Consider the following 15,378-nt stretch of genomic DNA (forward strand, 5'->3'; position numbering starts at 1 on the left):
CCACTTCGCCTTTGAGTAAAACAATGATGACATTTTCAGCACTCAAATTTCCCATATTGCTAAACTGATGCCAAGCGCTCCCAAGATCGCTAGACCATACTCCTGTCTCGGTTGGCGCCCGAAATACTCCTATCAACTTTGGTTCGCGCCTTGCGCGCACCGTTGCCTCTATACGATTAAAGCAATTAGCGTGCCAACTTTACCTCTTAATTCTGCTCCCACGAGACACTTTTAAAACGTGGGTATGAGCGACGTATCGATGCAGGCACATCAATGCGCCAAGTCATTTCGCGACATCTGTTGCAAAATGACGCAACAGATGTCGCGCTATTCATGCCGAAGATTTTTGAAGGCGGTTGTGAGGGATGACGTAGCCGGAGAGAGGAAGAGCCGTTAATACGTTATCGTTTCGGCATTTCAAAGCGCGGGGCAGCGCTGCAGTGCCCTGCGCGTACTCTATTTACAGGAGGACATCGCCGACGCGGTGATCGACATGCTACGCGGGGCAACGCTGGAGTTAAGGGTTGGCGATCCAATGGAACTTCGAACCGATGTAGGCCCTGTAATTGACGCCCAGGCCCAGCAGCTCATCGAAGAGCACACAAACAGAATGCGCCGGGAGGGGCGGCTTTTGTCGAAGGCTTCGCTCAATCCCGACTTAACCAACGGTCATTTTGTTGCGCCTCAAATCTACGAAATAGATCGCCTCGATCAGCTAGAACGCGAAGTGTTCGGACCCATTTTGCATGTAATTCGCTACAAGAAATCCGAGCTGCAAGACGTGCTAGCCGATATCAGGGCGTCAAGCTATGGACTCACCTTGGGTATTCACAGCCGGATAGACGGCTTTGCCCAAACGGTATTTGAAAATACCGAGGTGGGTAATACGTATATCAATCGCAATACCGTAGGCGCCGTCGTCGGAGTGAACCCATTCGGAGGCCAAGGCCTGTCTGGTACCGGACCTAAAGCTGGAGGGCCTCACTATTTGTATCGATTTGTTTGGGAGAAAACGCGTACGGACAATGTGGTAGCCAAAGGCGGTAATACGGACCTATTTACGCTGCAGGAATAGTGACTTTGTGAGCATTAGCAACAATCGCTACCAGCAAGCTTTGCGACACCGAAGAAACTGCCAATAATCTGACTTTAAGTGGCGGCAGCCATACAGACTATCTCGACTTTAACCCTCGGATCATGCAGTGCAGCCTCGACTGTAGCCCTTGCTCACTTATCGCTAATTTAGAAGCGTCCACCCGTGTCTTGGTGCGGCCAGTTGGCCTTGACATGGTATCGGCGTCATTGGTCGTACCAGTCTGATCACCCCGTGATGCGGTTACCCTGTAACCAGTGCCCCGGCGCGATATCCGCTGGCTTAGTTCAGCTCCAGGTCACGGTCGCTCGGCCATTGCCCACCGTCACCATTTGAGCGCTGGAAGTTACTAGGGCATGGACGATGCCGGAGCGAATAATAGTCACATGATTGCAAAAATTTTGAAATCATCCAGTACACGATTCATAAAATAGATTGCCCTACCTTCGTGAACAGGCGCGTCGAACATGTCGTACAGCACGTAGCTCATATCCAGCATGTAAGTGTTTGACCTCACACAAGTTGCGTCCATACTGAGAATATCAGTACGCTCAGCCTGCGGCGTGGCAGCGATCAGCATGGCAAATGTGGTGGCTAGTGACGACGCGTCTGTCGCTACGAGCACCTCGTCAACAAACCCCTTGAACACCGCAGGGAACGTGAAAATTTCTCCTAGTGCAGCCCAATCAGCGGTGCCTAACGCCTGGTAATATCGATGATGCGTCTCTTTTATCCGGAGCTCATCTTCTGGGGATATCATATCGAACTCCGTTACGGATACTGACCGAATCTGCCGAGGCCGCATTGCCTCCCTCGGGACTTTTTCTCGAGAAAAGATGCCATTTTGGCGAAATTTGTGAAACCAGAGCTGTTGTCAGCTAAAGAGCGTACAACGGAAACCATCAACGCGTCTGGCCTTCTGCTCAGACTTTTCGAAGTGCGCTAAGCTCGTGGAGCTGGCAATGAGTTCAGGGGTTTGTAGCCTTCGTTTGAGATTTCAAAGCCAATAAGCCGGAACCGAAAAATGTTTGCATTTGCAATATCAACTCCTCGATATTCGAGGAGTCACACAGGTGGTTAGACTGCCTATCGATTATCTGGGCCTCCAGCAACGAGTGAGTGTGCGCAGATTGTAGGAAATAAAAAGCCCAATTTAAGTCTTTCGGATCAGCATCGGGAGTGCTGCGTTTGAACTCATCAATAAACTCTATGATGACCTCATCATATTTGAAAAATACAAATGCGTGCTCGCTACGCGCAGATTCGAAAGCCAGATGTGACAGCAGCTGGACGTAGCGCTTCCAACCCGCATCTCCGCCAACTAGCCGCTCCAGACTGGGACGCACAAAGATTCCTATCAGCTGCTCCACGGGAAGAGGGCGCCCCTGATTAGCCGCGAGATTATTTCTCAACAAGCGACGATGGTCTTCTATATGCTGATCAGCACGACGATCAACAACGGCCTTTAAGATGGCCTCCTTTGATCCGAAGTGGTAGTAGCTAAGGGATACTTGGACGCCAGAGAGCTTCGTAATCTCACGCACAGACGTGCCATAGAATCCGCATTCTGAAAACAACTGCTCCGCCGCATCGAGAATCTTATTCTTTGTGTCAGAGGAGCGTCTGTTGTGAGTTTTCTTTACTGATGTTGCCGTCGCTTTCATAAGGCCTATTACGTCAGTCAAACCTGTTCTAGCACATCAAATCGAGCGCCATAACACCTGGCGGGAGTATAACAGCGACGGCATTCAACGCCACGCCTGCTGGATTATCGCACTGTATCCTGAGATCCGTCCGATATCTAAATAAACTCCATGAATGCCCAAGGAGTCCAAATCTTAGGGTGACTCTGCCGACGCCGACTCCTACCAATCTCCAGAACGCGACGCCAAACACCTGTTGGCCAGCGATTCTCCAAGTACCCTTTATCGTCGCGAAACATGTAAACCGCGGAAGCGCCTGCCGGCGCCAGTCAGACTATCCAGCCACTACCGCGCCGAGGTTGTCGGGACCCAGCGGTCACGATTTCGGCGCCTGAGACGTACACCACATCCACGAAGCCGCATCGCTCAACAACGGCAAAGGGTATATGGCCCCAACGGGTCGTCAAATCAAATATTGTGAGTTTACCAATCCAAAGCTCGGTTAGGTTGTGCTGGCAAGATTGAGTAGGATGCATCGTCTATGGATCTCATGCCCCATGCCAACCCGTCCTCACCTTGATCTGACCGATCACGCGCTTGGTCTGAGGACGGCCGACTTTCAATGGAATCGAGCAAGAACTGGCGGCGTGCAATACGCCACTCTCCGCTGCGTCGCTCATAACGGTCAATGTAGCGTCCCCAGATCATATTTTCGATGACCTGACCCTCTTCAGTCACGACAGCATTATTGACGACCGCATACAACTCTCCGTAAGCGACATCTCCTTCAACCACAACATATTCATTGGCAATTCCATGGTACCCGTGCACGAAATCTTCTCGAATGTGTTTGATTACCCAGGGAACAAATTCAGTAGCCGGGCCGTCGAATGAGCCATAGGCTAAGTAGGCGTCCTGATGAAATACTGTTCTGAGCAGCGCTGCGTCTACACGATCGCAGGCACGGCAATAACGCATTGCCACCTCATGAATGTCCTGCTTATCGACTATCTCTTGCAGGCGATCAACTACTCCAGCCATTGCCTTCCCCCCTAAAAATTCACTGCCAACTCGACACCCCAGCGTCGAGGCGGGTTCACGAAACGGGTGGTCCATAAGCCGCCAGCCACGTTCCGAGCCGTGACGTACGTATCGTCGGTAAGATTCAAACCAAATAGACTGACTCTGTAGCGATCCTGCATATCGACAAAGCTGATGCTGGCGTCTAATAGATTTGATTCGCTGCGCAAACTTGATTCTAACTGATCAGTGAATTGACTGTCAGCGAAGCTGTATCGTCCGTTCAAAACAATCTTGCCGGCTTCTTTGAAGGCGAACTCGTAATTTATATTGGCTGAAAAAGTCAACTCGGGAGCACGCTGCAGGTCTAGGCCAGATAGATCCTCCTCAACATTATAATAATTTTTGCCATCTACAACGCCGGTAAAAAAGACTTCGCCGCAGGAAGAGGTTGGCACTGAGTCAGATGGAGACGGCCCGTCTAGGTCGACACAAAATTCGTCATAGCTCGCGTCCAAAAAGCCCACTGAAAAGTCAACTCTCAGACCTTCGGTCACGAATGCCGAGAGCTCCAACTCGATGCCCGACAGCTCAGCGCTCGCAGAGTTAACAGTCACCGTTTCGTTAGCAATTGCGACACCTGGCTGAGGGACAATCGCCGTGCGTTGCAGATCTTCGTATTCATTTAAAAACAATGCCAGGTTGGCCCGCAAGCGGCCATCGAGAAAGTCGCCCTTCAGGCCAGCCTCGAACCCGTCCACCTGCTCGGGATCGAATGTTCTCCCACAAGTGAACTCCGTCTGGCAGCGACCGTTAAAGCCTCCGCTCTTGTAGCCACGCGAGTAAGTGAAATACGTCATCAAGTCCGGGTTCCACTGGTAGGTGATACCCAGCTTTGGACCAAAGTCGGACCACGACTCGGAGTCAGGTGTGAAGCGAGTTCCTGGAGTTGGGTAGACCCCGAATAATTCGTTGGTGAACGTTTTTTTATCTTCACTCCATCTGCCACCAAATGTCACGGTCAATTTATCGTTAAAGTGATAATTTCCCTCTCCGAATAAAGAATAACTCTCATGTTTCTGGTTTGCGTTACCTACCAGCTGGGTGCCAAAGGTTGTACCTATTGGGCCAATTCCTAAAAAGAGATTCGATTCTTGAGCGTACTCCTGCTCAAAGTAATAGACGCCAGCAATAAAATCGAAGGAATCCCATGCCGTCGAGGCAAAGCGCAATTCGGTCGAAAACTGATCGTGCTCGCCGTCGCGGTTTATCTGGAAAAAGTCCGTAGTGAGATGCTCGCCGTCAATATCAATGAACTCCTCAGTATCGCGATAATTGGACACCGAAGTAATCACCCCGGCTCCAACATCCCAATTCATTTCCGCTGTAATACCCCATATCTCCGCATCGATGAACCCGGCCCCTGAATCGTCTTGCGGCACTTTAAATTCATCAATCTGGCCAAGTGGATTATCAGAGCCGCAAAAATTTTGGAATACGCACAGCAAGTCGGTAGCTGCCGAATCATTCTGACCGGGCATTAGTTGACTTTTATTTCTCGAATATTCCCCAATTAAAGTTAGGTCAAATGCGTCGGAGGGAGTAAAGCGAATCATAGGCCGGATCGCTGAAATATCCTCTTCTCCCAGATCGCGTCCATTGATCGAGCTGGTGTAATACCCGTCCATCGACTGCGATAGCGCAGCGATTTTTGCGTCCACTTTGCCTTCGATGATCGGGATATCGACAGCAGCTTTTAAGTCCAGACGGCCGTATTGACCCGCAGTAATTGATGCCCTTCCACCAAATTCACCCGAGGGACGCCTAGACCTGACTTGAACGGCACCGGCCGAGGTATTGCGTCCGAAAATTGTTCCTTGGGGGCCACGAAGGATTTCTATCTGAGCCACGTCAAAAAGGTCGAGACTGCTGGTCGCAGGCCTGGGGATATAAACGCCGTCAACAAAAATGCCGACGGGAGGATCGAATGACGATTCGATATCTGTGTTTACAATGCCTCGAATCGATACGCTCACGGCATTGGAAAAATAGTCTATCTGCGAAATCGTGACGTTGGGTGCTGGCAGTTCGAGCGTTTTCAGATCATTAAGAAATCGTAATTGATAATCTTGTCCGGTTAAAACAGTCGCGGCCACCGGAGTTTCCTGCAACGGCTCAACCCGCTTTCGGGCCATCACCATCACTTCTTCGAGGGCCAGACCCCCAGCGTTTGGCTGATCCTGAGCTGCGTCCGAGGCGACTTCTTGGGTATGTCCATCAAGGCTAGTAAGCCAAAGCAGGGCCAGCATGCAAGGCAGCACTGGAAGGTTCGCAAACGTCTTGGATTTTGTTGGTTGGTTTTCTGTCATCGTTATCTCCTTTTCTTTCACTCTGCACCCTTTCGGAACGAGCCTATACCTAAATTAAATATTGATCAAACGATCAATTAATTTCAACAAAACAAGTATTGGCGTTTTTACGCGCACTTTTATCGAGTATTTTTGGGTAAATTCCGTTCGCCTTTGTATAGCTCTGATTGATAATGTATAGTTGATAGAGCGTTCAGTTTAATTTTGAAGATGAGAGGATTTGATATGACTGTAGCGATCACAACCACCCCCGCGGGAGACATTCTCGCCAACACCCATGAGATGGAATGGCTCGACGTGGGTGGCGGCTCATACTTCAAAGTGTTGCGGCTATGCGAGAAAACGGGCCAATGGACGCTGTATGTCCGTATGGAGCCAGGGGCCAGCTTTCAGCCACACCGGCACGAGGGGTGGGGCCAATTTTTCATCATGAAGGGTGAGCTGATCTATGACGTCGGTTCTGCTCCGGCCGGTACCTATGGTTTCGAGCCGATATTTGCGGTGCACCACGACGCAAAATGCGAAGTAGAAACCGAAATGTTGTTTATGGGGGAAGGGGCGGTCACCTACTTCACACCTGAAGGCGAAATCGACTTCGTATTAAACGTTCAAACCCTCAAAGCTGCAGCCGAGGGAACTGCCGCACTCGATGTGAGCCCGGGATAGACTCGCCAACAACATCAATTGACTGTCCCTCGCGAGTCAACGAAGGCTAGGGCAGAGCGGCCTTCAGGCCACAGATAATGGCAGCACTGACAGTTAGCCAAGGTGGGGTAGATTGGGATTGAAAACGCCGGCTAAGGCCGTTTTGGGGGGGCTCTTGCTCGGCGCTGCGCAGCGGTATCCCGACCGAGAGGCGATCGCTTTTCCTGACCACAGCCTTACTTACCGCGATTTCGCGGACTATAGTCGCAACATCGCCAGATCGATGCTCGCTAACGGCATTAGACCTGGAGATCATGTTGGCATCCTAGCGACCAACCGCCCTGAGTTCCTGCCCATACTCTTTGCCTGCACACTGGTTGGGGCGGTCGCGGTTCTGCTCAATGCACGATTTCGCACCCAAGAACTCCGGCACGTTGTTCGCCATTGCGACCTAACCTGGATCATCCTGGGTAATCTCAACGCCGTCCCCCACGCCGAGCGTTTGATGGTGGCATTTCCTGATCTCGATGAGCCAGGTAATGAAGATTCGCTCGCAGGTGACGTCTCGCCGCAACTGACGCGATTAATCGCACTCGATCCCACTACAAAAGGTCCGTTCCAGAATTGGAACGACTTTATGAGTGAAGCCTCGAACGTGACAGAGGCCCAACTTGAATCTGTTATCGAGAACGTTGATCCCCTTAACACTGCACTGATCATGTTCACCTCTGGCACTACCGCGATGCCAAAGGGTTGCGCGCTCACACACCAATCGGTATTCCTGACATCGGGCGCAATGCGCAACCGGTTATCTCTCGTACATGAGGACGTCATGTGGGACCCGCTGCCCATGTTTCATATGGCATCGATACTTCCGTTGCTCAGCCTCATGCATGTTGGAGGAAAATTCCTTACCGACACGACGGTCAATATCGATCGTGCGGTTCGGCAGATTCATCAGGAACAAGCGACATTTCTCTACCCTGCATTTCCTGCAATCATGTCGGACCTTCTTGCTCATCCAAAGTTCAAGCCTGAACAGCTCAACTGCGTTCGGCTTGTCAGCAATGTGGCACATGCCGAGGTCCTGCAGGCCAACATGGCGGCGATGCCGCTCGCGACCCACGTCAGCGCCTACGGCATGACCGAATTAAGCGGTATCACCAGCCATAATGACCCGGGCGATCCAGCTGAGGAGCGTCTGCGTAACTGCGGACAACCTTACCCCGGCATCGAGGTGAGCATTCAGGACACAGACACGAGCGCAATCCGCGACCAGGGTCAACAGGGGGAGATCTGTGTTAGAGGCTTCTCAGTGTTTAGCGGTTACTACCGTCAGCCCGAGGAGAATGACAAGGCCTTCGACGCGGAAGGCTGGTTTCATACCGGTGATCTAGGATTGCTGGATGAGAAAGGCCGCATTTGCTTTCGCGGGCGGCTTAAAGACTTGCTTAAAGTCGGTGGCGAAAACGTGTCTCCGCTAGAGATCGAGGCATGGCTTTCAACCCACCCAGATATCATCATGGCTCAGGTGATTGGCGCTCCAGATAGACGGTTAGATGAAGTCCCCGCTGCGTTCATTGAATTAAATCCCACCGCGCGCGTTTCTGAACAGGACATCATCGACTATTGCACCGGGCAAATTGCCTCATTTAAGGTTCCCAAAATCGTTCGTTTTGTAACGGAGTGGCCCATGTCAGCCACAAAAATACAGAAAGCTGAACTCCGAAAGTTGCTTGACTAAGTGCATAAGCAAGAAGTTCAAACACCAATTTTTAATGCCAGTTAGCGCAGTATTTTCGATATTTTCTTGGGCTTGTAGTCAATACGATTAGCTATACATGCGTGACATATCTAGGAACCCTTATCGGATTGCAATAGCAACAAGCCTTAAGCGCCCCTATACACCCCTTATAAACATATCTTACTCATCTAATCTGCCCCAAAAATTTCTTAAAGTTCTGTTAGAGCCTCTCCACCTTGAGATGCCATTCAGCGGACATACCTGCAGTCTCAGTGCGCGTTCGGTTTTCGGTTGGGAAATGACTTATAGCTCTTGAGGTTGCACGGCCTGATACGAATTCATAGGGTACTCCGGTTCGGAATAGGTTCGGACTGCTTCAAATAGAAAATCAGCATCCAAAAAAGACCTTACGATTCTTCCTTTTATCGGAATCTAGCAGGGCTTTACAAGATCCTCATAATCGATTGGTCATCAATTCAAGTCCTACTGGGCCCACCATTCTCACTGATTCATCCACAGGTGCCAAAAGAACAGGAAGCCCCTGCCGGGCCGCTGCTGGTGCCCCCAACCAGGGCGCCACCTGAGACATTGCCTCGCTTCGCAGGAAGCAAATCCAAAACCTCATATCAACCAAGACGCTACTGAAAAACCGGGGCACGAACTGTTGCGTACTCTCGTTCAGTAGTGCACGAATATGAATTGCGCGGTCATCGCTGCCAACAACTTTTCAGGCCCATAGGCCGATATTTCGCGAATTTCTGCCATTCAGCTGGCCAAATCACTGAGTAATTTAGGCCCAACAGGCCGTTTATTGATCCTTTACTTTAAGAAACCCGAGCGCCAGCGCCTATTGGACCACGATAGTAACCAAAGGTTACGAGGCCGCTTGAAGGGACAGAACTGCCGCTCTTTGGGACTCTAGATTAATCCTAGCAGCTGAACACGTAGCTTCAGGGTGATCGTGCTATCTTCTTTCAGATTGACTCAACGTTTCTCGGTTTGATGACGACCGCTGGGCTCACCGAAAACAAGACAGCCCAGCACGTGCTTGGGCTGCGCGGATGGATATCAAGTATTAAGTCTGTAGCTTGCATAGCCGGTGCCATTGGTCAGGCCGACCACAACACCAGCAAAGTACGTAGACAACCGCTACGCTCTCTGCCTAGCGTCTGTTCACCGTCTTCTCGGTGGATTACGCGGCGATCTCCTGTTGCGCCTGACTGAAGGCGGCAACCGCTCTGTCTAAATCGTCTTTGGTATGTCCGGCTGATATTTGTACGCGAATACGGGCCTTTCCCTTGGGTACCACCGGATAAAAGAACCCCACCGCGTAAATACCCAATTCAAGCAACCGCTCAGACATTCGCTGTGCCACCACCGCATCGCCCAGCATGACTGGCACGATAGGGTGATCACCTGTGGGCACCGCAAAGCCATGTGCCTGCATCTGCTCGCGAAAATACTGTGTGTTGCTATGCAGGGTATCGCTCAGAGCGGTCGAGGCTTCCAGCATATCGAGCACCTTCAGCGAGGCCGCACAAATTGCCGGCGCTAACGTATTCGAGAACAAGTAGGGCCTCGAGCGCTGCCGCAAGATATCGATGATTTCTTGGCGGCCGGCGGTAAAGCCGCCCGAACCACCACCAAGGGCCTTGCCAAAGGTGCCGGTGATGATGTCAACGCGACTCATCACACCGCAGTGCTCATGGACGCCTCGTCCCGTCACGCCCATAAAACCCGTCGCGTGGCAGTCGTCATGGTGGACCATCGCCCCATATTGATCGGCCAAATCACAAATCGCATCTAACTGCGCCACCGTGCCATCCATTGAGAAAACGCCGACAGTGTCTGGGGTGTGGCTGCCCCGATGTTCGAGCTCGACTGGGTAGCGGAACCTGCTTATTTCATAGGCAGTGGCCCCCTGCTCGACAATCAGGGCAATCTCTACTTTAGCTCGAACTTTTATCACGGTGAGCGCGTGGATCTGGTTTCAATTGATGCCAAGACTGGCAAAAGGCGCTGGGCAGTTCCCGAGACAGGCGCTATGTCGGCAGGTGGCCCAATCATATTGAACGACCCACAAAACCCGGGATCACAAATTATCTACCTCGCAGGCCCTGAGCGCGTCATGGCTATTCACCAAAATGGTACGACCCTCTGGGACAAGGCCACTGGTATGAAAATTTCAGACGCCGTGGACACGGACGCGGTCAGATTCCAAAACTTTAATTACCATCCTGCAACAGATTCGCTGATTACCGTTACCAAGGCGGGAGGGCTATTTGCCTACAGCCGCGAAACGGGTGAGCTGGTGGGGCCGGTTGGACAGCTACCTGGGGCGCCTGCCATAAGCGGGAGGGGCACCAAGATACCGGGCTTTATTGCTAATAAAGTCGATCCTTTGCTGGATGACGCCTTTGGAAAAACCGCCAACGGTTTAAGTATATTTTCCTCTGCAGTGAACTATCTCTATGGCGGTGGCGGTGTCGTCACCAACTATTTCAGCATCGACCCCGACACCAGCCGCATCTACATCGCAGCAACAGCACCCGATGAAGAAGATGGCAATATAGACGGTCGATCGGAAATCGGCGCGATTTACACGCTTAACCTGGAGGCTGACGGAAACGGAGGCCTCGAGTTTAAGCTGCTTGATCGCATGACGTTTCAGGGCGGCACTGGCTCTACACCAGCACTCAGTGCGGATGGCAGCCGAGTCTATGTTTCTGATAACGATGGCCATGTTATTGCGCTCGACAGCGAGTTGACTGAAATTTGGCGTGTGGATGTCGGTGAACCCCTGGTGGGCTCAATTACTGTCGCGCCAGACAACAACGAGATTTACGCGGTTACCGCGAATGACGTATTTCAGCTGATTGATCAAGGCGATCACGGCACCGTGAGCTGGACCGGTGAGCTGAATGGCTTTGACGGTTACGCCAACGTCGACGTGCAATCCAATGGTTTAACAGCAACGGTCACCGCAAACGGCGTGGTGGTAATGATCGGTGGCGGTAAAGAAATCATCGGCAAAACCATCATGCTGCACGTGGGCATGGGTCTGTTGGACCGGCAAACAGGCAAGTTACGCTACTTTGCCGAAGGCAGGGAAGATTCGCTGGCAATGAGCGTCGTTGCCGCCGACGGCAGTATTTATGTGGGCCACTCGCCCCTCAGGCGCGCCGTGGGCAAAGCCCTATTCCCTAAGTTGACCGCGGACGTCACCGGCGGTGTTGCCCGTTTTAAGCCCATTCGACTCGATCTGCTCGCGCGTGATGCGATCTGCGCCGCGGGAGCCCGAGCGGCCAACACCAATACTCTGGATCAGACTATCCAGTTCGCCGCTATCAGCAGCGATAAGCGCCAGATACAGTTCCTGATGACTCAAGCTGAGAGGGCTATCGAAACAGCGGTTAGCGACGGCGACCTGACGTCAGACGACGCCAACTCGTTGCGAGAGTTACAGGCGCAAAGCATCGCCAGCCTAGCTGCGGGTGACCTCGAGAAAACAGCGACGACGCTTGGTTCAGCATGCGAGATGTTTCGCTGACTTTCGGGCGTCGCACACCCCTCGGTCGCGACGTTCATAAGTATGGCCACAAGTGAGGAATGCCAGACGATGCATGTTCATCGGCAGGCAGGCCTCGAGCATCAATTATTAGTGGAGTGTTGAAGCAAGGCACCATCGCTTAATTCGCTTACATCATTCGACAGCCCAATACACTATAGGACCTGCTCTTTGACGGACCGGATCCAGACAGGAAAAGAGGGCCGCGGAGTGGCGCCACTTACTGGCCACCAGAAAACCCTATTGTTGCTAGTGCTGGCCTATACCCTCTCGATGTGTGATCGAATGATCCTGTCGATTCTGTTCCCACAGATCAAAGCCGAATTTGGCATCACCGACACGCAACTCGGCCTGCTCGGTGGGCTCTCCTTCGCCCTTTGCTACGCCACCATGGGACTACCCATTGCGAAGCTGTCAGATCAGTACAACCGCAAATGGATCATTATCATCAGCCTAACCGTATTCTCCTTGATGACAGCTCTAAGCGGTTTTGCAGCGGGTTTTATTAGCCTGCTTATTTTTCGGATAGGTGTAGGTATTGGCGAAGCGGGCGTAAACCCGGCAAGTCATTCCATAATCGCTGACTATTTTCCGCCGGAGCGTCGCGCATTTGCCATGGCCACGCTGATGCTGGGCGCCAGTCTGGGCATGATGCTCGGATTCATGGGAGGTGGTGCGATCGCCGACGCCTATGGATGGCGCGTTGCGATGATCTCCGTGGGGCTTCCCGGATTGCTACTCGCGGCGATCATGAGTGCCGCTTTGCGAGAACCGCAGAGAGGTCGCCACGAAGAGGCGCAACCTCCCCCACCCCCGCCAATTGCTCACACCGCGGCCACAATGTGGGCGAATAGAGCGATGCGCCACCTGCTTGCCGGATCCGTGATTGCCGGCCTCGTGGGCTACGGGCTGACCCAGTGGCTCCCGACTTTTTTCATGCGTACTCATGATCTCACCCAAACCCAAACGGGCCTGCTGATGGCCGGTGTATTTGGTATCTCGGGTGCGATAGGTGCGCTGGCGGCAGGTAAATGGTTTGATCGGCTCTCTACCCGCGGCTTCCAATATGGCATGTGGATGCTTGCTGCTGTTCCGTTTGTCACTCTGCCGCTATTTATTTTGGGGCTACTAGCCGGGGATCTCTCGACTGCGATCGCGCTTTTTATCATTCCAGGCTTCGCCGCCAATTACGCGATTGGCCCAACGATTGCGATGATCCAGACGCTCTCGCCGCCCCACATGCGCGCAGTGTCTGCCGCCATCAAGATGTTGCTGCTTAATCTTATTGGAATGGGGTTAGGCCCAGTGTTGGTGGGTGTTATCAGTGACCTGCTGGCACCGACACTCCCCGAGAATACCCTCGGCGTGGCGCTTTCATATTTCACCGTCGTGGGCCTGTGGGGATCGGTCCACTTCTGGTTGTGTGGCCGCGAGCTAGTGCGAGCAAATCAGATTTGATCTGAGTTACAAAGCCATGACAGTGCACGAGAGCTCAGCGCCTCATTACCTTCTGTACGGATCACAAGCGATAATCTAAACCTGTAATGCCGGAGAATAGTCTTTCAGCATTTTTTTGACTTCCAGTGCATGCTGCTCCTCTGCACTGATTTTGCCTCGGGCATACTCTTCTAACATCACACTGGCATCACTCACTTCATCCAACAGTGATTGGTAAAGGCTGACCGCATGCTGCTCATGATCGAGGCTCTCTGACAAGATTTGCGTCACAGAGTGATCGTTAGACTCCTCTATTTCCGCTATTTTTTGACTGGGATGCCCATCTAAGCCTGTGATTAACTCTCCTGCCTCAAGCGCGTGCTGTAGGCTTTCGGTGGCCTGCTCCTGCAGGAACTGGACAATGGGTTGTCGGTATGGGCCAATCACCGTCAAAGAGCTCTGGGCGCAAAAAAACCGGCGTCGCTACTAATCCCTTATGCAATCGCTTGCAAAACATTCAGCGTGATAATAGATTCGAGTGTCCACGCGTGTCTTGGTGCGGCCAATCGGCCTTGACATGGTAGAGGTCGGCGGTTCGAATCCGCCTGGTCCTACCAAATGACAAACCCTCGCCATCGGCGGGGGTTTTTCGTTTGGGGGTTTAGCTGGTTTGAAGCGCCGAAGGCGGTCGACAAATCACGACCCAAGGAGTGATTTGCATGGAGTCGCTTGCGACGACACCCGAAGGGTCAAAACGCGAGAGGCAATCGCGTTTTGATTAATCCGCCTGGTCCTACCAAATGACAAACCCTCGCCATCGGCGGGGGTTTTTCGTTTGGGGGGGTTTAGCTGGCTTGAACCGCCGAAGGCGGTCGACAAATCACGACCCAAGGAGTGATTTGCATGGAGTCGCTTGCGACGACACCAGAAGGGTCAAAACGCGAGAGGCAATCGCGTTTTGATTAATCCGCCTGGTCCTACCAAAACCAAAAAACCCGCCCTTAGGTGGGTTTTTTGGTTTTAGAGGGGTAGGTTTGGATGAGAACCGCTGTTCGACAAACGCGACCTCAGAAGCGTTTGGTCCACCGGAGCGACGCGGAGGTGCCCGAAGGGTTAAAGCGCCAGAGGCAATGGCGCTTGAAGACAATCCGCCTGGTCCTACCAAATTTCTAAGCTGCTGTTTTTATCAAACTTTATTTCTTTCGAAATCATGCGTTTTGACGTGTTTCTGTGCGTGGACATTACCGCGCAGAGATAGTGATCAAATCCGATAAGCGAATCTCATACTAACTTCGCCAGACTTATTGCCGTTTCGGATTTCACCTCTTCGATTACTACGTAAGTATGGGTTTGATCAATCAAAGGGATCACCGCCAGTTTCTCACCTAGAAACCTTTGATAGTCCTGCATATCTGAACAGCGGATCTTCAACAGAAAATCAAATCCGCCAGCCACCATATGGCAGCTTTCGACTTCCGGGAGAGACATCATTTCGCGAGAGAATTCTCGAAGGTTAGCCGTGCTGGTATTGGTGAGAAGAACCTGAATGAATGCCATTGTTGAGGCGTTGAGCTTGCGAGCATCGGCGAGCGCGACATAGCCAAGGATATAACCCTCCCGTTCCAAGCGACGAACACGGTCCAAGCAAGGAGTCGGACTGAGACCAACTTTTGATGCGAGTTTCACATTGGATAGACGACCGTCTTTCTGCAGTAGCTCAAGAATTTTGCGATCAATGCGATCTAGAGACATAGAAAAAAATTCCTCAGCGTTAAATATCGTTATCTAAATATCGACAATATTTTAAACTACTAAAATTCAATTTTTGGAGAATAAAACTGTTCAATTTAACGATAATA

The 15,378-nt window shown here is 51.9% G+C and carries 12 protein-coding genes; 5 read left to right on the top strand and 7 right to left on the bottom strand.

Annotated elements, in window-relative coordinates; all coding sequences use genetic code 11:
- The first annotated feature begins 445 nt into the window (after window positions 1-445).
- The gene (locus ACMAY6_RS13775) at window positions 446-1,075 is read left to right on the top strand and encodes an aldehyde dehydrogenase family protein (protein WP_435216045.1); all 630 of its coding nucleotides are present in this window, start codon (window positions 446-448) and stop codon (window positions 1,073-1,075) included.
- A 400-nt stretch (window positions 1,076-1,475) separates the two neighbouring features.
- Here the strand turns inward: ACMAY6_RS13775 and ACMAY6_RS13780 are convergent, their stop codons facing one another.
- From ACMAY6_RS13780 to ACMAY6_RS13795, 4 genes are all read right to left on the bottom strand, one after another.
- Window positions 1,476-1,853, bottom strand: a complete 378-nt coding sequence (locus ACMAY6_RS13780; protein ID WP_435212736.1) for a hypothetical protein — start codon at window positions 1,851-1,853, stop codon at window positions 1,476-1,478.
- Window positions 1,854-2,061: 208 nt separating this feature from the next.
- A complete protein-coding gene (locus ACMAY6_RS13785) occupies window positions 2,062-2,778 on the bottom strand; it encodes a TetR/AcrR family transcriptional regulator (protein ID WP_435212738.1) in 717 nt (238 codons plus the stop codon).
- 441 nt (window positions 2,779-3,219) lie between these two features.
- Window positions 3,220-3,777, bottom strand: coding sequence for a nuclear transport factor 2 family protein (locus tag ACMAY6_RS13790; protein ID WP_435212740.1), 558 nt, complete (start codon window positions 3,775-3,777; stop codon window positions 3,220-3,222).
- A gap of 11 nt (window positions 3,778-3,788) precedes the next feature.
- Window positions 3,789-6,125 carry a TonB-dependent receptor gene (locus ACMAY6_RS13795; RefSeq protein ID WP_435212742.1) on the bottom strand — a complete coding sequence of 779 codons (2,337 nt, stop codon included), beginning with the start codon at window positions 6,123-6,125 and terminating at the stop codon, window positions 3,789-3,791.
- A 225-nt stretch (window positions 6,126-6,350) separates the two neighbouring features.
- Between ACMAY6_RS13795 and ACMAY6_RS13800 the strand changes: the two genes are divergently transcribed.
- Window positions 6,351-6,791: a cupin domain-containing protein gene (locus ACMAY6_RS13800; RefSeq protein WP_435212743.1), complete on the top strand. Its 441-nt coding sequence runs from the start codon at window positions 6,351-6,353 to the stop codon at window positions 6,789-6,791.
- Between the two features lie 112 nt (window positions 6,792-6,903).
- Window positions 6,904-8,514: a class I adenylate-forming enzyme family protein gene (locus tag ACMAY6_RS13805; RefSeq protein ID WP_435212744.1), complete on the top strand. Its 1,611-nt coding sequence runs from the start codon at window positions 6,904-6,906 to the stop codon at window positions 8,512-8,514.
- 1,192 nt (window positions 8,515-9,706) lie between these two features.
- On the opposite strand, the gene ACMAY6_RS13810 is transcribed toward ACMAY6_RS13805, so the two are convergent.
- Window positions 9,707-10,483 (bottom strand): aminotransferase class I/II-fold pyridoxal phosphate-dependent enzyme, encoded by a 777-nt coding sequence (locus ACMAY6_RS13810; protein ID WP_435212745.1) that lies wholly within the window; start codon window positions 10,481-10,483, stop codon window positions 9,707-9,709.
- Between ACMAY6_RS13810 and ACMAY6_RS13815 the strand changes: the two genes are divergently transcribed.
- Together ACMAY6_RS13815 and ACMAY6_RS13820 are read left to right on the top strand one after the other, a co-directional pair.
- The gene (locus tag ACMAY6_RS13815; protein WP_435212747.1) at window positions 10,382-12,064 is read left to right on the top strand and encodes a PQQ-binding-like beta-propeller repeat protein; all 1,683 of its coding nucleotides are present in this window, start codon (window positions 10,382-10,384) and stop codon (window positions 12,062-12,064) included. The genes ACMAY6_RS13810 and ACMAY6_RS13815 overlap by 102 nt on opposite strands.
- A 228-nt stretch (window positions 12,065-12,292) precedes the next feature.
- Window positions 12,293-13,540, top strand: coding sequence for a spinster family MFS transporter (locus ACMAY6_RS13820; protein ID WP_435212748.1), 1,248 nt, complete (start codon window positions 12,293-12,295; stop codon window positions 13,538-13,540).
- A 75-nt stretch (window positions 13,541-13,615) separates the two neighbouring features.
- Here the strand turns inward: ACMAY6_RS13820 and ACMAY6_RS13825 are convergent, their stop codons facing one another.
- Together ACMAY6_RS13825 and ACMAY6_RS13830 are read right to left on the bottom strand one after the other, a co-directional pair.
- On the bottom strand, window positions 13,616-13,966 hold the full coding sequence (locus ACMAY6_RS13825) for a ferritin-like domain-containing protein (RefSeq protein ID WP_435212750.1): 351 nt from the start codon (window positions 13,964-13,966) through the stop codon (window positions 13,616-13,618).
- Between the two features lie 834 nt (window positions 13,967-14,800).
- Window positions 14,801-15,271 (bottom strand): winged helix-turn-helix transcriptional regulator, encoded by a 471-nt coding sequence (locus ACMAY6_RS13830; protein ID WP_435212752.1) that lies wholly within the window; start codon window positions 15,269-15,271, stop codon window positions 14,801-14,803.
- Window positions 15,272-15,378 lie beyond the last annotated feature (107 nt).

This window comes from Luminiphilus sp. nBUS_16 (assembly GCF_051201645.1).
In the GTDB taxonomy this organism is placed as follows: Bacteria; Pseudomonadota; Gammaproteobacteria; order Pseudomonadales; family Halieaceae; genus Luminiphilus.

Coding starts and splice junctions, on each gene's coding strand:
- ACMAY6_RS13780 (WP_435212736.1), bottom strand. CDS start 1,853: ATGATATCCCCAGAAGATGAGCTCCGGATAAAAGAGACGCATCATCGA.
- ACMAY6_RS13790 (WP_435212740.1), bottom strand. CDS start 3,777: ATGGCTGGAGTAGTTGATCGCCTGCAAGAGATAGTCGATAAGCAGGAC.
- ACMAY6_RS13795 (WP_435212742.1), bottom strand. CDS start 6,125: ATGACAGAAAACCAACCAACAAAATCCAAGACGTTTGCGAACCTTCCA.
- ACMAY6_RS13800 (WP_435212743.1), top strand. CDS start 6,351: ATGACTGTAGCGATCACAACCACCCCCGCGGGAGACATTCTCGCCAAC.
- ACMAY6_RS13815 (WP_435212747.1), top strand. CDS start 10,382: ATGTTCGAGCTCGACTGGGTAGCGGAACCTGCTTATTTCATAGGCAGT.
- ACMAY6_RS13830 (WP_435212752.1), bottom strand. CDS start 15,271: ATGTCTCTAGATCGCATTGATCGCAAAATTCTTGAGCTACTGCAGAAA.